The organism is Clostridium malenominatum, from assembly GCF_039521365.1.
Taxonomy (GTDB): Bacteria; Bacillota; Clostridia; order Clostridiales; family Clostridiaceae; genus Clostridium_AW; species Clostridium_AW malenominatum.
Map to the genome: position 1 here is coordinate 1773506 of NZ_BAAACF010000001.1, position 19273 is coordinate 1792778.

A 19273-nucleotide genomic window follows, 5' to 3' on the forward strand; every position below is an offset into this window, starting at 1 on the left:
TAATTCTCCATTCCCCAATCACTAGGGTGTTTACTGACAATTAACTATTACTTATCAAATAATCCACCTGACTTTTTATTTCTCATTGCTTTTCTAGTTCCCCCAATATTTTTATCTGGTCTTTTCATGGCTCCTTGCTGGGAACTTTTATTCTTTTTTTCTTCAATTATTTTTTTCATTAGTTCAATATTTTTATCCAATGTTTACTCTCCTATCAACTATGTTATAAATCTGCAATAGGATTATATCACATAATTTATAAGTTTGCATCCCTAGAATGCATACAGAATCACTTTGTTATTTTTAATTAAATTATATTCTATATTAAAGATATTTAAGGATATAATTTTTTATACGATACTTATATGGGTACATAAAATTTAAATAGGAGTTGAAATAATGGAAATGATAAATTTAAAAGATTTGGCCATTAAAGTAGAAGAAATCCCTATTCTGCCTGACAGAATAAATAAGATTATTGAAATTACAGAAAATCCTGATTCCGATATAAAAGATTTGGAGGATGAGATATTAAAAGACCAAAGTATTACATCTAAAATATTAAAGCTTGCAAATTCAACATATTATGGTTATGCTAAAAGAATTTGCACCATATCAGAAGCAATTGTCCTATTAGGGTCGCAGACTATAAAAAGTTTGGTGCTAACTTCAGCAGTAAGCAAACTTCTTATAAATGAGCTTCCTGGAGGATATCATCTAGGAAAATATGATTTATGGAATCAATCCCAAAGCTGTGCTATGATTTCAAAATTTATAGCTTTAAAAATTCATTATCCCTCTCCTGAAGAGGCTTATATTGCAGGGCTTTTAAGAGATATTGGAAAGCCAATACTAAACTTTTATGTTTCTCAAGAATATAATAGCATTTTAAATAAAATAGAGAATGAGAGCAAAACTTTTATACAAGCAGAAGAAGAAGTATTAGGTTTTACCCACGCACAAATCGGCTCCATGGTAGCTGAAAAATGGAACTTTCCTACTCCTCTTGTAGAAAGCATTCAATATCATCATTCTCCAGAAAAAGCTCAATCAAATCAGAAGTTAGTTTCCATAGTCCACATAGCTGATGCAGTAACTATGATGATGGGTATAGGACTAGGCAGTGATGGACTTTCTTATAATTTTTCTAACTTTGCCTTTAAAACTTTAGGAATTGAAGAAGATGTTATTGAAGAAATTCTTTTCGAGGTTACTAATCGATTAGAGAATAATAATGATTTTAGTATATTGAATTGAAACAAAATCCATTACAATCTTATAAACAAAAACCAGAGTATTAACTACTCTGGTTTTTTTGTTATTATATGCTTTCCTACACACTTGCATCTAAGTGTTTTCCTAAATTAGGATCCACAGCCGAATTCTTTAGCATTTCTGTCATCTGGGTAGCTGTTTCTTTTCCTGTATTCATAGCAATCTTCATTACTGCCAACTTAGCTGCTTGTTGTACTTTTGATTGACTCATTGATATTGATAGTGCTGCTATATCCATAGTTACCTCCTAAATTGTTATTTTAATAGTCTAGTACCTTTTATCCATTCTCTGCATCCCAGGAATATTCTTGTTAAGTTAATATTCTAAAAACTGGTTCACATTTTCTCTGCTTGATCTTATAAAGAACCTATCTTTTTATTATAAAGCTCGGTGTAGCATTTAATCCCAACTTTTCAATTGTAATGTCTTTGCCCCTAAAATAATCATCTACAGCTTTAGTTTCTCCAGGGAAAACTCCATAATCGTCAATAACAAGCACCCCTCCCTTTACAATCTTTGGATATAGATTTTCTAAAATTGTAACTGCTGGCTCATAAATATCAGTGTCTAAATTTAACATAGATATCTTTAACTCCGAATGATTTTTAACATACTCTGGTACCGTTTTTGTAATATCTCCTTTTATCAATTCAATGTTTTTATTAATTCTTTTATTTTCAAGCACATTATAAAGCTGTTCAACTGAAATACTCTCTTCTCCAGCACTTTTTATAAATTTATTCCTTAAATTTTTATCTTCTTGAAAATCAGTTTCTGGAAATCTATCAAAAATATCAAAACCAATCAATTTTCTTGAATTGCTATTTTCAATTAGTTCTCTATACATTGCAAATCTGCTAAAAGAAGCTCCTTTAAATACTCCGCATTCAACAATAGCTCCAGGTAAATTCAATACTCTTTTATATAGTTCGTAGTGAACTAAAGCTTTTCCAATTCTTGAAGAATCGCATGACAAGTAAAAATTATTTTCATAATCAAAACTTTTTGTATAAATTGGCATATCAATCATGTTTACTACCTCACTTTTTAATTTTGCATACTGCAAATATAGTATCTGTTTTATTAGATTTTATTAATACATTATCATAAGCACTCTTTAATTCATCATCAAATATGTTGTCAAACATACCTTGTCCACCTGGCTTTCTATTTTCAAGCCAATTTATATGATTTGATATATCATATCTCTGTATATTAATTATTTCATATTGATAACCAGCTTTATCTAGAACATAACTTAAACTTCTTCTATTAAAATACCATAAATGTGCTGACTGATAATAAAAGTCTCTAAATTGTGGAATGTCATATGTGCTTAATAGAATATCTCCATTATTAGGTACCTCAATAAATAAAATGCTATCTTCTTTCATACTGTTTTTTAATTTTTCAAGAAAATTTATAGGATCTATCATATGTTCAAGTACATGAAACATAAATATCTTATCGAATTTATATTTAAAATCCTCAATATTTTTTGCAGTATTTATTCCAAGCTTTTTACAGTAACTTGAATTACCTTCATCCCATTCAGTTCCACTCACTAGTTTTACCTTATCTTTTAATATATTAAGAAAGTATCCAGATGAGCATCCAATTTCTAATATAACATCTTCCTTATTTAAATATTTTTCTACTCTTGATACTCTTATTTCTGCTTCAGGAATAGATTTTCTAAAAAAATTTTCTATTTTTTCTTCTGAATAATAATTTTCTTCAGTATAATTTTTTCTATATTCGCCATTGTAAAAACTTCTTAACTCTTTTTCTGTAAAATATGGATTCAAAAAATGCACCCCACAACTGCTACATTTATAAACTTTTGTTTTATCTGTATGTACATTTCTAATTTTTGTATCTATTAGATCTGTTTTCCCATTATTACATAATATACATTTCACATTAAAATCTCCTTCTTCTAAACTTATAATATTCTATTACAAAGAGTTATGTAAGTTTGCTCTTTGAATTAATTATAAATTCTGCCACTTCTCTTACTGCCCCAAAACCACCTTTTGCTTTCGTTACATATTTTGCTTTATTTTTAACTTCTTCCATTCCATCATTTACAGAACACCCAAACCCAACAGATTTTATGGCTTCTAAGTCATTAATATCATCACCTATATAGGCTATCTCCCATAAAGATAAGTTATATTTTTTAGCAAGTTCATATATTATATCAACTTTATTCTTAATGCCCATATATAAATCATCAACTTTTAATTTTTCTGCTCTTCTTTTAACTAAATCCACTTTTTCACCCGTTATTATAGCTGTTTTAATATTTGCATCCCTTAACAATTGTATCCCCATTCCATCTTTAGTATTAAACTTTTTCATTTCGTCACCATTCTCGGAGTAATACATTCCTCCATCTGTTAAAACACCATCACTATCCATTATAAACAATTTAATCTTGCTTGCTATTTTGTTTATATCAATTTTATCAATATTTCTTTTTTCCAATAGTTCCTCTACAATAATCCAATCACTGGGCTCATCAATTTCAAAATAAGAATCTTCACACATCTCAACAAATCCTATTTTACCAGAAATTCTACATTTACTGTTTAACAAATCTTCTCTTTTTGTGATATAGAAAGCTCCATTCTCTACTAGAAATCCATCAAATTCTTGCCTTCTTGGTCTATTTGTAAAATTATAATTTATTGGTGTTAGAAATCCTTCGCCAGAGTGTTGCCATAAAAATCTCTTTTGCCTTACTACTGATAAAACACTATCATATTTTCTCTTATTAAATTCTTCAAACCCTTTGTCTAAATCACTAGTTGTTAATAATGGTGAAGTTGCTTGAATCAAAGTTATAGAATTAAAACTATATTTTTCAGCAAATTCCATCATAGCTGATTCAGTAGAAGCATTATCTGTGGATGTTTCTTTACTTCTATCTATAACTTGTATCATATCAGAAGAATATTTCTCCACCACACTTTTTATTTCATCACTATCGGTTGCTACGTACACTCTATCAATAAAATTACATTGCGTAGCAGCATCTAATACCCAATAAATTAGAGGACGTTTATTTATTAATTTTATATTTTTAAGTGGTATGGATTTACTTCCTCCTCTTAATGGTATAAAAGCAATATTGTTATGATGTTTCATTTTATCTCTCCCTATATTTTAACTTTTCTCTTTGTATTTTTTCAATATTTAATACTTCTTCTTTCTTATAAGTTAAAGCCTTATATGTATTTTTTAAATCTCTAGCAAGTCTTCTTAATCCGTCTGGTTCAAGTGATGCAGCATGATCCGTACCTTTCCAAGTTCTATTAAGAGTAAAATGTCTTTCTATCGTAGTCGCACCTAATGTTAACGCAGCTATATCTAAAGCGATTCCATTATGATGTCCCGAAAAACCTATTTCTTTTACTCTTTGACCATAAGTTTGAACTAATCTGCTAATTTCCAATAAACATACATCCTCTACCGGCACTGGATATCCTGATGTACATGCATATAAGACCAAATCTTTGGCTCTACCGTTTTTCTCAAATGTTCTTACAATCTTTTCTTCTTCATCATGTGATGTCATGCCCAAAGATACATGTATTTCTCCTTCATAATTATTGCATAACCATTCAAGCATTTTATAATTATTATTGCATGCTGACGGTATCTTAATTAGCTCTGGTTTTAATGCAGCAATTTCTTTTGCTGATGTTAAATCCCATACAGATGAACTGTAAACTAATCCAAATTGCTCACAATACTCTTTTAATTCTTGATGCTGTATCGAAGTAAATTCAAGAAATTCTCTATGTTCTCCATAAGTTTTTCCATACGAATTCCACGGATTGGGATGCGGTTCATTATATTGCTCTTTAGTTAATAATTCTTTATTATTTCTTTTTTGAAATTTCACTACATCTACCTGACAAAATATTGATGCCATTTTAATAAATTCCTTAGCAATTTCTATATCTCCCATATGATTACATCCTATTTCTGCTATAACTCTTGGCTCCTTATATTTCATTTCTAACTCCTCTTTCTTCATTTTATCTACATTTGTATTTATATAATCTTATTTATATTCATCTCTACTAAATATTCTAATAACAGATGGGTGTTCATTTTAAAATTCCTTTATCACGCCTTGTCAAATAATTTCAATCTCACCTAGTATCAATATTTTTTATTTTTATAGTAACTTGTATATCTCCTTTAACATAGAATTAAAATAAAACCACTAAAAATCATATTAAATTAGTTTTATCTGAGTATTATTAATAGTTATAGTAAAATCATACATATTTTACTATTAGACTTTATTTTTAATCTCATCTAACAAAGGATATACTTCGTAATTTAATAAATCTCCTACCAATGTATAATCGCTATTTTCCAATGCTTCTACAACTTCATTCAATGTTTCATTTATACTTTCTATATTTATCTTTTCTCTATGGACATCTTTTGTCAAATATAGCACTTGCGACAACCATTCCATTCCTTCTGCAAAATGTGGCATTATAGATATAGCCTTTTCTTCTTTTCCTTCATATATATAATTAAATGCCTTTTCTACGCCATCTTTTAAGTTATCTATATAGCTTTTAGCAGTTATTAAAGTCTCCATCTTTTCTTCTCTCATTCTTTTTCCTCCTTTAATTTATCAATAGCTATTTTTAACAGTGGCATAACCTCTTTTATTTTATCTCCTATACCTTTATATAATTTCATACTTTTTTCTGCTATCTTAATTCCTCTCTCCCTTTCACTATCTTTAGAGCTTATCATATATTCAGGATTGCACAATACATCCTCTAGAATTTTAAATATTAAAAAATTTATAATCATAGTTTCTTCTCTGTTTTTTTCTATAAACTGGCCTATTATATCTAATTTTTTATTTATATTATCTATGTCTATTTTTTTTCCTATCTTATAAGATAAATATATCTCTTTTGAATATTCAAATCCTCTATCTACTTTTATATTTATGTCTCTTAAACTTTTCTCACTTTGTTGTAAATACTTTAATATATTGTACTTTCCTATCCTTGCTGAACGATCAAAAATTTCTCTTATCTTTTCTTTATTTATTTGTTCTATACCATATTTATCTATAGTATATTTTAAAGTATAAACTTCAGTGGCCTTCATATAAGCTCCACCTTCAGTACTATCAATAAAAACTTTATCCTTATATTTCTCGATAATTTCTTCCATGTTATTTTTATAAAAATTTAGAATCCAACTTGTTTTAACGGGATATCCATATACATCCTTAACAACTATATATTCATCACTACAATTTATTTGATTCTCTTTTCTAAATGCCGAAGAATCTGCATGAAATTTTTCTCCTGTATAGGCAAAATCCTGTCCTATAAATGTAATAGGATTGCAGCCTAAATGAAGAGCAAAAGATGTACACGTATGAGCTACAGAACCACCTGTTAATAAGTCCTCTACATCATACTGCAACAAATTATGAATAATGGTATTACCAGTGAAAAAAATTTTTTCTCCTTTATGTAAATCTAAAGCTTTATAGCTAGTACTTTCAAAAAACACTAATGGAATATTATAATCTAAATAATCTTCAATAAACTTCAAGTTCAAATCGCAAGGATCCACCATACATATAAAATCAGGAACAATATCATTTTTAATAAGAGTTCCTAAACTTCTCGCTCCTGTTATTATTATAAATTCATTTTGGCTTTCTTTAAGTATATGAACATTCTTTTCAAGAGAAGGTCCCGCCGAAACTACTATTGCTGGCTTGTCTTTGAAAATATTTTTAAAATAATTTATCGGCGTAGCTTCTGCAATATGATATAAATTATTAACAAAAGCCTTAGTAAATAATTCTGAAAAAGACTTATTGGTAGAATTATTTACTAACGATTTTTCTATAAATTTTTTAATACTACTAAATGCATTAATAATTTCTTTTCTATAAATTTTGTCATAATTTGAGAATTTTATAATTTTTATGGAGGTCCTTATTGTTAAAGAATTTATATATGTATTTAAAAATGTTTCCACTTTATCTTCCTCACATAGACATAACGATATCCTCTCATCTGAAATCAACTCTTTACTATATTCTATTTGTAAAAATCTATTTACAACATTTATATCTGGCTCTATAATCAATACTTTATTGCTCTCTTCTAATCTCTTAAGAAGCTCAATTATATGCTCACCTGCGCCTAGTCCAAAAACTATTATTATGCTTTGAGGGGTTATATCTTCTAACCCTTTTAAAAATTCTTCTATATCTCTTTGAACATTATATTTACTTCCTAAGTAAATTTTTTTTCCATCTTTGTTTATTTTTATTATATATTTATCATCCTTGCTTTTTTCTAAGGAGTATTCTTCATTTATATTATTATCATTTATATATTCCATAGTATCTTTTGTAAAATTATCCATGACACACCTCTAAATCAATTTAAATTATATAACTATATATCGTGATTTTATAGGATATCTTTAATTCATTGTTTTAACTTTGAATTACAAAAAGAGTCAGAGAAAAACTCTCTGACTCTTTTATTATTTTATGTTTTGTCTATAAATCTATCAAGGAAATTCAGACTATGTCTGAGTAAGCGACTTACGAACTTTTAACTAAAGTAAAAGTGGTTCGCTGCTTATCTTAATAATTGTAGAACTCCTTGTGGAGCTTGATTAGCTTGAGCAAGCATAGCTTGTGAAGCTTGTTGAAGAATATTATTCTTAGTATACTCCATCATTTCCTTAGCCATATCTACGTCTCTAATTCTTGATTCAGCAGCTTGTAAGTTTTCGGAAGCATTATCTAAATTCTTAATTGTATGTTCTAATCTGTTCTGTGTTGCTCCTAATGTAGCTCTATTAGTATTAAGGGTTTTAATAGCAGTATCTAATGCCTTTATCTCTATTTGAGACTTAGATGCAGTCTTTAAATCACCAACAGCTGCTAATAAAGTTGCAGAATCATTTTTAGTTAATTTAATGTCTATTGTCTGACTTGCATTAGCGCCAACTTGTATAGCAATTGTTTGTGATGATGCTAAAACATCTTTTCCGTTAAACTGTGTCTTTTCTGCAATACGATCAAGCTCCCCTACTAGTTCTTGATATTCTAAATCAAGTTGATCTCTATCATCTGTTTCTAATGTTCCTGTTGATGATTGAACTGCTAACTCTCTCATTCTTTGAACAATTGCATGAGATTCATTCAATGCGCCTTCAGCTGTTTGTATTAAAGAAATACCATCTTGAGCATTTCTAGATGCCTGATTTAATCCTCTTATTTGACCTCTCATTTTTTCTGAAATTGAAAGTCCAGCTGCGTCGTCTCCTGCTCTGTTAATTCTTAAACCTGAAGATAATTTCTCCATGGATTTAGCAGCACTTCCAACGTTAACACCCATTTGTCTGTGTGAGTTCATAGCATTCAAATTGTGATTAATAATCATAAATTTACCCTCCTTGAATTATAAATTCCACTTCCTTGTGAAACTCTATTTTTTATTTTAATAGTTATAAGAAAATACCTATCTTCATGGCCACTCAGTTGGTATATCTTTCTTATACTTATTATATCGTAAGTGAATTTCTATACTTTATAGTTTTTTATCATATTTTATATTTTTTTTGTAAAAACTATACTTTTGGTATAGAACTTTTGGTTATATCCTTGATTAGCTTTTCTATTGGTGTTTAACTCTGTAATGTCTTGCCTTATCTCTTTCTTTTTTTTATTCAATAACCCTTGTAGTTTTTCATTGTTATCCAGAAGATTAATTTCAATACAAAACTTTATAAACTCTTCTTGAGTATAGGGTATATTTTCTATTTTTTCTATAATTCTTTGTCTCTTGTCCATTATCTCCTCAAGACATTCTAAATTTTGACTGTTTATTTTAGCAATTAACTCTAAGGTTAGTTGGTTAAAACTTATTAAATAATCTTTCAAAATCATAATATTTACTCCTATTGTCCACCACCAAGTTGTTGAGATAACCAAGAAGCTTGAGCGTTGTACTTACTCATAGCTTTTTCTAGTGCGGCAAATTGCTTATATAACTGCGACTCTTTACTCTTCATTTTTTCATTTAATTGATTTATTAAAATATCTTTTCTGTATATTTGGTCAGGTAATTTATTCGTTCCAATTCCTCCATAAATACTATGGTCGTCTTGCTTATTTGCATATTCAGTAAGTATAGCATTATTTAAAGTGGTTCCTGGTAGTCCTACGTAATCCTTTAGTATATTGTTTATCCTTTGAAATACACCAGAATTTTTATTTAATATTTCTTTTTGTTTTTGTTTTGATTCCTTTAAATCATCTGCAGATAAAGTATAAGTTTTATTAAATAAATTCATTATCTCCTCTGGTCTTTCTCTCAAAGCCTTCTTTAATATTTCTTCCCCACCAGCTGTGAACTCAATTTGCCCTGCTTTAGACGCTATGTTGCTAGTGTCTAATCCTAATTCCTTTCTATTAAAGGTTAAGTTGCTCCCTTCTACTGAAGTAAAAAAGGTATTTCTTAATTCACTTAGCATTTTTTCTAAATTAGCATCATTTCTTAATATGCCTTTTTTAGTTTTTTCCTCCCAAGCTTTTATATCCTCTTCTTTCATATCTTTTTTCTGATCGTCCGTAAGAGGTTTATAGTCGTAATCTTTCTTCTCTGTTATTTTTTTATTTATTTTATCTACTAAAGCATTATATTTATCGAAGAAAGTTTTAATTCTGTCGAAGGTTTTATCTACATCTTTTGTTATGTTAACTTCTGTGCTAGTTAATGATTTTCCTGTGGTAGTATCGTAACTATCCACTCCAGTTAGATTATAGCTTACACCATCTATAGTAAAGTTGTTTGAATCTCTTTCAACTTTTGTTCTTGTACCTCCTGGAGGGGTTACATAAGATATTGACCCTTGACCTGATTGCTCCCCAGTAGTTAATTTTATTCCCGATAGAAGATTACCTGATCCAACATTCTCTATATTTAATTTTGACGAACTGCCAGTGGCTTTAGTATTAATTGTAAAGGTACTAGTTAATTCACTAAAAGAAACGTCAATATCATTACCAACCAACTCGTCCTTACCATCCCATTTAGTAGATTTTATTTTACTAATTAAAGTTTTTATGGTGTCATTTTCTTCTATCTTTATTGTAGCTTCTTTTCCATTGGAAGATATTTTAAATTCGCTACCTGCAGTTATTGATAAATCATTTAATTTAGTATTTAATGTAGTAGTAGCACCCAAGTTTCCACTTTTTATAGTAGCTCCCTTAGCCAATTGTTCTACATCAATCCTGTAATTTCCCTCAACTGTTCCCTGACCAGCTGTCACTGTAGCAGATGTTCCACTATTCACCTTAGCTACATAATCAGAATAGTTACTATTAGAGTTTAAATTATCTTTGGAAGTCACACTAAAATAAGCGTTCTGTAAATCCTTTAAGTCCTTAATTATATCTCTATAAAGTTCCTGTTTCCATAATATTGTTTGCTTATCTTGCTTTACCTTGTCTATTTTCATTTGTTGCCCTAAAAGCATCTTCTTAACTATCTCATCTGTGTCCATGCCAGTAGCAAGTCCACCTATTCGCAAACCGCCACCACCTATTCCGCTTACCATTTTGAAAAACCTCCTTTTTCTTTCGAGTTTTTTAGTTTTTTAGATTTTTAGTTATAGAGAATTTTCACCTTAATTATAAACTATTTACCTAATTTATATTAAGTAAATTTAAATATAGTGTTAAAGGATATATTGTGCAGTATGCATTGGAGCAAAATTTAGTAATTCTTAATTAATTTTAGAATTTATTATTTTGTGAGAGTTACACAAACAATACATATCCTTTTTCTCTACTTAGCATTCTTGCTTAACTTATATGCCTCATTCCAAGTATCCCTTACATCCTCAATTAAAGGAATTACCTCATCCATTATAGTTTTATCTTTTTTTATATTTGCTTCCATAAGCCTATTTAAAATAAACTCATATACATGCATTAATCCCTTTGCCCACTCCCCACCTTTTTCTACATCTAACGTTGCTATTAGCTCGTAGAATATATTTTGGGTTTTTACTATATTCTCGTGAGCCTTTGGTATATTTCTTTCTTCTATACCTAGCTTAGCTATCTTTGAAAATTTCACTGACCCATCTAATAGCATCAATAATAACTGTTCCTTTGATGCATAGTTTACACTATTGTTTTTATATGCACTATATGCATTACTAGAATACATTTAGTTTACACCTACCTTTTCTTTCGAGATTTCTAGTGTTTTAGTTGTTGTAAAAATTTCCTTATGGTATTTCATCCCAGTTGAACCATATTAGAGGATATGTACTGTGCAGTATGCATTGGAACAAAGTCTAGAATTACTTATTTTGTGAGAGCTATACAAACAGCACATATCCTTTTATCTCTTAGTATCTAGAAATCTTCCCCTAGATAAATTATTTTCTTCACCTTTATACTTAATTGCTTCTACATCTATTTCTTCAATTTTTTCAGCTTGTACTAATATTACTTTTTTCTTTTTTCCTTTATACTTCTTTAGCTCATCAGAAAAATCCTTATCTTCCTTTTTATCTTTAGCATCTTTATCTATCTTTAGTTCCTTTTTCCTATGGATCATGCCTTCCCTAGTTGTATCCTCAATTCTTTGTCTAACTTCCATATCAACTTTATTAAGCCTATATTCCATAGAAACACCCCTTTTTGAGTTGTTTAGGTTTTAATTGTAATAGAAATTCCCTTATGAACTTTCATCCTAATTTCACCACGTTAAAGGATATGTACTGTGCAGTATGCATTTGAGCAAAATTTAGAAGTTCTTATTGAAGCGAAAGCTACACAAACAGCATATATCCTTATGCCTTCTCATCAACAAACATCCCTGCTAATTCGCAAAGTTTTTCTACCATGTCGATAATTTTTTTAGGTGGCAATTCTTTAACTAATTCATTTGTGTTTCTATCCATTACTTTGATTACTATATTATTAAATTTTCCGTAAACTTCATATTGCAAATAAGTAGTTTTATCTTTAAATTCTTTATTTAAAGTATCTACTGCTTTTTTTACATCCTCTTCTTTTATCTTTATGTTTTCTACTTGTACTCCGTTATTAGTACTTTTATCATTGGCTATAAGTTCATTGTATATAGTATTTTTGTCGAAGTTAATCTGTCCTCCTTGACTTACTAACTTTACATCCATGTTTTTAACACCCCTCTAAATCTAGAATACTATTTTTTAAGTTTTTTAAGCAATGAAATATCTACTTTAGCAGCATTTTTGTTTTCTTCTTCTATTTCTTTATATAATTCTTTTCTAAGTATTGTAATTTCCTTTGGTGCAGATATGGCAAGTCTTACTGAACCATCTTCAATTTTAACCACAGTGATTTCTATATCCTCACCTATAATAAGGGATTCTCCTTTTTTTCTACCTATAACTAACATTATTTTTCCTCCTGAAAAATTGGGTGTTTTATTCCGTAGTCATCCTTTTCTAGTATTATTTGTTCCCCCATTTTCTCCTTTATATTTACTACTATGGGCGCTCTTAAATTAGTAGTAATATTTTCATAATTTGAGTTAATGGTTACTGTGGTAAATACTAATATATCTTCCGGTGAATTTGCTTTTAAACTCTTTATTATTTCTTTTGAAAGAGTAAATTCATAATCTTTATCCACATTAAAAGGAGAAATCAATGGGATCCCAATATCTTCATCCTCTATTGAGTGAAGCAAAGTAAAAATCCCCTCTTGTTCAATAGGTAATAATATAAACTTTCTAAGCTCCTCAAAACCTGGAAGTCCCTTCGAAAAAACAACTATATCCTCTTCTTTATATTCTATTAAACCGTGATACTTTGTATTTAGCTTCATAGTTTATCCTCCAATTATCTTATGTAGTCCATCAATGTTGGTTGAAGTACTCTTGCACTAGTTTGCAGAGCAGCTATATATACTGTTTGAGCTACTGCATATTCCATAGTTTTTTCTGTTAGGTTTATATCTTCTGTTTTAGAAAGTATTTCTGTCATATTGAAGTTCTCTTCAGTATTTCTATCTTGAGCTCCTTCCATACTGTTTTGCTTTGCTCCTACCTGTGAACGAATTTTTAATATATTATTTAAAACAGCATCAATAGCTTCTAAGTCTTCTCCTGTCAAAGCCCCTACATCATTATTGTCTAAATGAGTTGCAATTTTCTCGAATACTTCTCTTGCGTCCCACTCTTTGCCGTTGTTATCTTTAAATTCTAAAACTTCTGTAGCTGTTACGTTATACTCTACCCTCACTCCTTGAGAAATTTCTGTTACAAGCTTTTCACTGATTAAGTCTAATTGATTGTCAGAAATTTTTTGACCACTCAGAGTATTTAAATCATCCACTACCGTAGTAGCAGAAATCTTTATTTCATTTCCCTTGTCTTGATTAGTGAATTTTATATAGCTCTTTCCACCATCTTCAATTACCTCTACAGATAGCTTTCCTTTTAGTTCTCCTGAATCAATCTTCGCCTGTAAATCTTCTCCAAGTTCTTTCACGGAATTGATAGGTGAAGTTAGGTCTATCTGTACAGAATTCCCTTTATACTCAAAGTTTATTTCTTTTCCACCCCAGTTGGTATCCAAGTTGGCAACATTAACCTCAACTATGGATGCCTCAGGTAGAACTTCTCCATCTCTTCCTCTGAACACTAATTTTGAGTTTTCACCTACTTTTTCTATATCTACAGGCTTTGAAGTAGCTCTTGTTCCACCAAATATATACTTACCATCAAAATTTGCATTTAAGCTATTAGAAAACTGCCCTACTATTTCATTTATTTCATCTTTAAGCTTCTTTCTTTCATCTGCTCCATAACCAGGATTACCAGCAGTTACTAATAGTTCCCTTACTCTTTTCATTTGCTTTCCCATTTGGTTTAAAGCTGTATCTGTAGTATCTAACCAATTTATAGTATCCTTTATATTTTCATTATACTGTTTATTTGTATTTATATCCGTATGCATCTGCATTGCTCTAGCTACCTTAAAAGGATCATCCGAAGGTCTTCTTATTTCCTTTCCTGAAGTTAATTGAGATTGCAGCGTTTGTAGATGACTTAAATTTCTATTCATATCTACCAAAAAATTATTAGCTAACATTTTATTTGTAACTCTCAAAATTTCTCAACTCCTTATCTTTTCAATCCATTGACGATAACATCTAGAAGTTCGTCTACTGTGGAAATAATTTTCGCGTTAGCTTGATACGCATGTTGAAATTGTATCATGTTGGTCATTTCTTCATCTAAGGCTACCCCTGAAACAGCTAGTCTTGATTCTTCAAAGCCAGCTAGCACTGATTGCTGATTTTTAACCATTCTTTTTGCTTCTTGGGCTTGAACCCCTAATCTATCTATAGAATCCTTAAAGTAACTATCTATTTTCATACCATCTGTGCTGCCTTTTACTACAAGAAGGTCTAAATCATTATCTTTTACTAAACCACCACATAGCCCATCAATATAGCTCTTTCTATTAGTTTTTCCAGCTCCCTCTAATTTGATATTTTGAATTTCCATAAATTTATCTCTTAGAGAAGCAATGGCTAAGGCTCTTTTTCCGTCAGATTCTCCACCATTTAAATCTTTTCCTGTCTTTATTAGCATTACGTTGTTTAAAATTTCTACATTTATGCTTATATTTCCTGCAGTTATGTTGCTTTCAGCACCTAAAACATCTTCTAAATTAGTTAATTTAGAAGGATTTTTACTATAGTTTGCCTTATCTTTATTCACAAAGAAAGGTAAATCATCTAGAGAAGCATCCCCATTTTGGCTATGTATAGCATTAACAGAATATACTATAGCTTGAGCTAGTTTATTTAATTGTTCTATATTAGCATCTATATCTTCTTGCACTGACATATATCCTTTAAGCTCACCACTACTTGGAGTGAATGTGGCTATTGAATTTATATTTGCACTTTCTCCTAAAGGCTTACCCTCTTTATCAACTGCTAGCCCATCTTTGCCTGTCCATATAACTCTACATTCATCTAAAGCCCTTAGTTTATCCATAGCGGTTAAATTATCTTCACCTTCAACAGACATTTCAATAACAACTTTATTTTTCTCTGATGTCATATCCCCATTTTTATAATAGGTTACCTTATAGGTACCATCCTGTCCATAGGTTACCCCTTCACTAGGCTCAATGCTGGATATATAAGCAAAATTTAAGACATTTTCTGGGTTAATACCTTGGATTAAATTTCCTCCACCTGGCGGAAGTGCCTTAGCATCCTCCTTTGTGTTTACATCTATCGCATTGTGCCCTACCTTATCTATTTTAACTCCAAATTTTCCACTTAATTGATCAAGCAAATAATCTCTTCTATCCATCAAGTCGTTTGGATTATTTCCGGCTACACTAACTTGTATTATTTCATCATTTAACTGTCTTATTTGTCTCATTATTGAATTTGCATCAAAGACTGATTGTCTTATAACATCTTGAGCATTACCTTTAAGTTTCTCTAGTTTGTCGTAAACACGATTTAATTCATCGGCTAATGCCTTTGATTGTTCCGCCACTACAGTTCTAGCGTTAGAGGTATCACCTTGTTTTGCTAACTGTTGCCATGAATCAAAAAACTTTCCTATTAGATTTGATATTCCTGTATCACTTGGCTCGTTGAAAATATTTTCTACTTCCCTTAAAAACTTATCTCTTCCTGCAAAGTTTCCCTGCACTCCTAGTTCCACTCTAACTTGGTAATCCAAAAATGAGTCCCTTACCCTAGTAATTTGAGATATAATTACCCCAGTACCTATTTGACCTGGCTCTGCTGCATTATTCATACCTGGAGTGCAGAAAGGTCTTCTAGTTTGCATTTCTGCCCTTTGCCTTGAATAACCCTCCGTATTTGCATTGGCAATATTATGGGTAGCTACATCAATGGCTCTTTGATTTGCAAATAATCCGCTTTTTCCTATATTTAAAGTTCCAAATAAACCTGACAAATTCTCTTCACCTCTATTTCATTTTTCCATAAGGGCTATAAGTTTTAGCGCTTCTATCTGGATTTAGTATTTGAAGCATTCTTGTTGTAAAACCTAGTCCTTGCTTTATAAGCATTTCATTAGCATCCTTTTGTACATTAAGCTCCTCAAGCAATGTTCGCATTTTTCTATAATTTTTTTCTATTTCCATATCCTTAAGTTCCTCAACTATAGAACTCATAGTTTTTCCTTTAGTTAAATTTCTTCTTTCCATTTCCCATTTTGCAATTTCTCTATTACATTCCTCAATTTCCTCAACCACTTTTTCTAATTTTAGTATTTCATTTTTAACTACATATTCGTGTTGTTTATCTAAAGCTCCTAAAAGCTTTTCTAAAGAGAGTATCTCGTCTTTCATTATGTTATTTAACTTTTCTATCAAGGTTTCATCTCCTCCAAAATCCCTTGAGCTATGAGTTTCCCGTCCACCTTATAAGTCCCTTTTTCAATTTGCTCTCTTATTCTTTCTATTTTTTCATTTGAAGCTGCTGGGTTTAAATCTAAACTATAATTTTTTAAACTTTTCCCTAATGAAGATATTTCAATGGAATCCGTTCCTTTTACCTTTTGCAAATCCTTGCCTTCCACCTTTTTCTTATTGTCCCCATAGGCACTAATTATTTTATTTGGGTTTATTCCGTTAATCTTCATGTGATACACTCCTTACGATACACATTCTACATATTTCCATGTATATATTATCGGCAACTATTTATATTTGTTTATAGTTATTTAAAAGTATTTTATGACATATAATGAAAAGAACGGCTCTTTAAAGCCGTTTTTCTACTATTTTCCTAATGATTTTATTTTTTCTTCATTGCTTACAATACTGGTAATTCTAACTCCAAAGTTTTCATCTATTACAACCACTTCACCAAAGGCAACCATTTTTCCATTAACAAGTATTTCTACTGGTTCTTCTGCTAATTTATCCAGTTCTATTAAAGACCCTGTACCCAGGTTTAATATTTCCTTTATATTTAGCTTCGTTCTTCCAAGTACAACGGATATTTCTAAAGGAACATCCATTATTAAATCTATGTTACTCGGCAATGCTTTTGAAGGCACCTGTGAATTTAGCGGCTGAAATGCAGCATGCTTTACTTCAACAGGTTTTTCTTCTGTTATGGTTTTAGGTGCAACTTCTTCTCTGTATCCTACCTGTTCTATAACTTCTTTTGTTACTGCGGGTTTTTCCTGTGGTTTTTCCACTACCACTGGCTCTTCATTTCCCATCATTATGGACACTATTTTTCTAGCGGTTTTAATAGGTAGTAGTTGCATAATAGTGCTATCTACTAATTCTCCTATGTTTAAAGTAAAGGATACCTTTACTATTGGTTCATCGTCACTTAAAGCATCAGTTAAAGGCGCAGTCAAATCATCCCATATTCTTGATGTTGGCGGAGATATATTTACTTCCCTTGCAAACATAGTTGCCATAGAAGTGGCAGCAGATCCTATCATTTGATTCATAGCTTCCGATACTGCACTTTCTTCTAATTCAGATAGAGAAGTAACTTTGTCTACCTTACCATCGCCGCCCATCATAAGATTTGCAATAACAGCAGCATCTGTCATTTTCATAACAAGAAGATTTTCACCCATTATACCGCTGGTAAACTTAACTTCTAATGCAATATTTGGAACCTCGAAGTTATCTTTTAATTCTTTTAAAGTTGTTATTGTTACTACAGGAGTGGTAATATTAACTTGACTTCCAATGATAGTAGACAGAGCTGTTGAGGCTGAACCCATGGAAATATTACCTATTTCTCCTAAAAGGTCCTTGTCTATTTCACTTAGTTCTGATTCTTCTTTAGTATTATCAGCATCATTTTCACTAAAGCTTCCTCCACCACTTAGTAGTAAATCTATTTCTTCTTGTGAAAGAAATCCATTATTCATCCATTTCCACATCCTTATTTATCATATCTAATACTTGTATACCAACTTTTTTCCCTATTAATCCAGGTTTTCCATAGCAATATAATTCATCTCTTACCACTACTTTACATGGATTACTTATTTTTTCTTTTAATACTAACACATCTCCTGTACCAAGCTTTAAAAAATCATTAATAGTTAATTTAGTAGAGCCTAGTAGTGCAGATATCTCTGCTGGTACTACATTTAATCTATCTCTTATCTTTAATTTTGATTCCTTTAAGGTATTTGGATCAGATTCTTGGAACCAATATTTAACTACAAAATTATCCAGCACCTTTTCTATACTTAAATAAGGTATACAAATATTAATAAAGGAACTTACTCTTCCAAGCTCTACTGAAAAAGTTATTAAGGCAACTGGTTCATTGGGTGCTAAAGTTTGATTTAGCGCAGGATTTGTTTCTAATCCTTCAATCTCTGGGTGTACTTTAAGAATATCTTCCCATGCCAATTTCAGACTAGAAATCAACCCAGTATTTACGTGTTTGATAATATTTTTATCTATATCTGTAAATTCCCTTAGTTTAAATCTACCATATCCTGTGCCACCCATAAGTATATCTATTGCTTCATATACAAATTGAGGATTAGTTTCAAATAAAACCGAACCACTAAGTGGAGGCATTTTAAATACTGTTAATATGGTTGGATTCGGTATCGAGTGAATAAACTCTTCATAAGTTATTTGTTGAACAGATTCTATTTTAACCTTTACATTTGACCTTAACTGAGCAGTAAGGTAGTTTGAGATTATCCTCGCATAGTTATCGTGCACTAATTCTAAGGTCCTTATATGATCTTTAGAAAACTTTTGAGGATTCCTAAAATCATAGGGTTTCACTCTTTGCTTTTCCTCCTGTTTTGGCATTTCATCAGGGGATATTTCACCTGATGAAAGAGCTGCCAAAAGGGAGTCTATTTCGTTTTGTGATAAAACATCTGGCATCTT

At 30.5% G+C, this 19273-nt stretch carries 23 protein-coding genes; 1 reads left to right on the forward strand and 22 read right to left on the reverse strand.

The window, feature by feature from the left end; genetic code table 11:
- Positions 1–47: 47 nt before the first annotated feature.
- On the reverse strand, positions 48–200 hold the full coding sequence (locus ABDZ69_RS09090) for a hypothetical protein (RefSeq protein WP_343769651.1): 153 nt from the start codon (positions 198–200) through the stop codon (positions 48–50).
- A gap of 199 nt (positions 201–399) precedes the next feature.
- On the opposite strand from ABDZ69_RS09090, the gene ABDZ69_RS09095 reads away from it, so the two are divergent.
- Positions 400–1257, forward strand: a complete 858-nt coding sequence (locus ABDZ69_RS09095; RefSeq protein ID WP_343768960.1) for an HDOD domain-containing protein — start codon at positions 400–402, stop codon at positions 1255–1257.
- Between the two features lie 76 nt (positions 1258–1333).
- On the opposite strand, the gene ABDZ69_RS09100 is transcribed toward ABDZ69_RS09095, so the two are convergent.
- The 21 genes from ABDZ69_RS09100 to fliM all read right to left on the reverse strand — a co-directional run bounded on the left by ABDZ69_RS09100 (position 1334) and on the right by fliM (position 19270).
- On the reverse strand, positions 1334–1513 hold the full coding sequence (locus tag ABDZ69_RS09100; protein ID WP_343768961.1) for a YjfB family protein: 180 nt from the start codon (positions 1511–1513) through the stop codon (positions 1334–1336).
- A 130-nt stretch (positions 1514–1643) separates the two neighbouring features.
- Positions 1644–2306: a TylF/MycF/NovP-related O-methyltransferase gene (locus ABDZ69_RS09105; RefSeq protein ID WP_343768962.1), complete on the reverse strand. Its 663-nt coding sequence runs from the start codon at positions 2304–2306 to the stop codon at positions 1644–1646.
- A 10-nt stretch (positions 2307–2316) separates the two neighbouring features.
- Positions 2317–3198: a class I SAM-dependent methyltransferase gene (locus tag ABDZ69_RS09110; protein ID WP_343768963.1), complete on the reverse strand. Its 882-nt coding sequence runs from the start codon at positions 3196–3198 to the stop codon at positions 2317–2319.
- 46 nt (positions 3199–3244) lie between these two features.
- The gene (locus ABDZ69_RS09115) at positions 3245–4429 is read right to left on the reverse strand and encodes a cytidylyltransferase domain-containing protein (RefSeq protein WP_343768965.1); all 1185 of its coding nucleotides are present in this window, start codon (positions 4427–4429) and stop codon (positions 3245–3247) included.
- A gap of 1 nt (position 4430) precedes the next feature.
- Positions 4431–5303, reverse strand: a complete 873-nt coding sequence (locus ABDZ69_RS09120) for an N-acetylneuraminate synthase family protein (RefSeq protein ID WP_343768967.1) — start codon at positions 5301–5303, stop codon at positions 4431–4433.
- 285 nt (positions 5304–5588) lie between these two features.
- On the reverse strand, positions 5589–5921 hold the full coding sequence (locus tag ABDZ69_RS09125; RefSeq protein ID WP_343768968.1) for a DUF8042 domain-containing protein: 333 nt from the start codon (positions 5919–5921) through the stop codon (positions 5589–5591).
- Entirely contained in the window at positions 5918–7717 is a 1800-nt protein-coding gene (locus tag ABDZ69_RS09130; RefSeq protein WP_343768970.1) for a motility associated factor glycosyltransferase family protein, read from the reverse strand. The genes ABDZ69_RS09125 and ABDZ69_RS09130 overlap by 4 nt, the downstream gene beginning before the upstream one ends.
- Before the next feature lie 221 nt (positions 7718–7938).
- The gene (locus tag ABDZ69_RS09135) at positions 7939–8748 is read right to left on the reverse strand and encodes a flagellin N-terminal helical domain-containing protein (RefSeq protein ID WP_343768972.1); all 810 of its coding nucleotides are present in this window, start codon (positions 8746–8748) and stop codon (positions 7939–7941) included.
- A gap of 167 nt (positions 8749–8915) precedes the next feature.
- Complete coding sequence (locus ABDZ69_RS09140; protein WP_343768973.1) at positions 8916–9254, reverse strand: flagellar protein FliT; 339 nt, start codon at positions 9252–9254, stop codon at positions 8916–8918.
- 11 nt (positions 9255–9265) lie between these two features.
- Positions 9266–10930, reverse strand: a complete 1665-nt coding sequence (fliD, locus tag ABDZ69_RS09145; protein ID WP_343768975.1) for a flagellar filament capping protein FliD — start codon at positions 10928–10930, stop codon at positions 9266–9268.
- Between the two features lie 230 nt (positions 10931–11160).
- Positions 11161–11547 carry a flagellar export chaperone FliS gene (fliS, locus tag ABDZ69_RS09150; protein WP_343768977.1) on the reverse strand — a complete coding sequence of 129 codons (387 nt, stop codon included), beginning with the start codon at positions 11545–11547 and terminating at the stop codon, positions 11161–11163.
- A gap of 177 nt (positions 11548–11724) precedes the next feature.
- Positions 11725–12012, reverse strand: a complete 288-nt coding sequence (locus ABDZ69_RS09155; RefSeq protein ID WP_343768978.1) for a hypothetical protein — start codon at positions 12010–12012, stop codon at positions 11725–11727.
- Between the two features lie 166 nt (positions 12013–12178).
- Entirely contained in the window at positions 12179–12526 is a 348-nt protein-coding gene (locus tag ABDZ69_RS09160) for a flagellar protein FlaG (RefSeq protein ID WP_343768980.1), read from the reverse strand.
- Between the two features lie 29 nt (positions 12527–12555).
- A complete protein-coding gene (csrA, locus tag ABDZ69_RS09165) occupies positions 12556–12771 on the reverse strand; it encodes a carbon storage regulator CsrA (protein ID WP_343768981.1) in 216 nt (71 codons plus the stop codon).
- Positions 12771–13202: a flagellar assembly protein FliW gene (gene fliW, locus ABDZ69_RS09170; RefSeq protein ID WP_343768983.1), complete on the reverse strand. Its 432-nt coding sequence runs from the start codon at positions 13200–13202 to the stop codon at positions 12771–12773. Before fliW ends, csrA begins: the two co-directional genes overlap by 1 nt.
- Positions 13203–13216: 14 nt before the next feature.
- Positions 13217–14488 (reverse strand): flagellar hook-associated protein FlgL, encoded by a 1272-nt coding sequence (flgL, locus tag ABDZ69_RS09175; protein WP_343768985.1) that lies wholly within the window; start codon positions 14486–14488, stop codon positions 13217–13219.
- 14 nt (positions 14489–14502) lie between these two features.
- On the reverse strand, positions 14503–16332 hold the full coding sequence (gene flgK, locus ABDZ69_RS09180) for a flagellar hook-associated protein FlgK (RefSeq protein WP_343768987.1): 1830 nt from the start codon (positions 16330–16332) through the stop codon (positions 14503–14505).
- A 13-nt stretch (positions 16333–16345) separates the two neighbouring features.
- Positions 16346–16753 carry a flagellar protein FlgN gene (locus ABDZ69_RS09185; protein ID WP_343768989.1) on the reverse strand — a complete coding sequence of 136 codons (408 nt, stop codon included), beginning with the start codon at positions 16751–16753 and terminating at the stop codon, positions 16346–16348.
- Entirely contained in the window at positions 16750–17022 is a 273-nt protein-coding gene (flgM, locus tag ABDZ69_RS09190; protein WP_343768991.1) for a flagellar biosynthesis anti-sigma factor FlgM, read from the reverse strand. The genes ABDZ69_RS09185 and flgM overlap by 4 nt, the downstream gene beginning before the upstream one ends.
- Positions 17023–17160: 138 nt before the next feature.
- Entirely contained in the window at positions 17161–18282 is a 1122-nt protein-coding gene (fliY, locus tag ABDZ69_RS09195) for a flagellar motor switch phosphatase FliY (protein ID WP_343768992.1), read from the reverse strand.
- The gene (gene fliM / locus ABDZ69_RS09200) at positions 18275–19270 is read right to left on the reverse strand and encodes a flagellar motor switch protein FliM (RefSeq protein WP_343768994.1); all 996 of its coding nucleotides are present in this window, start codon (positions 19268–19270) and stop codon (positions 18275–18277) included. Before fliM ends, fliY begins: the two co-directional genes overlap by 8 nt.
- Between the last annotated feature and the right edge of the window lie 3 nt (positions 19271–19273).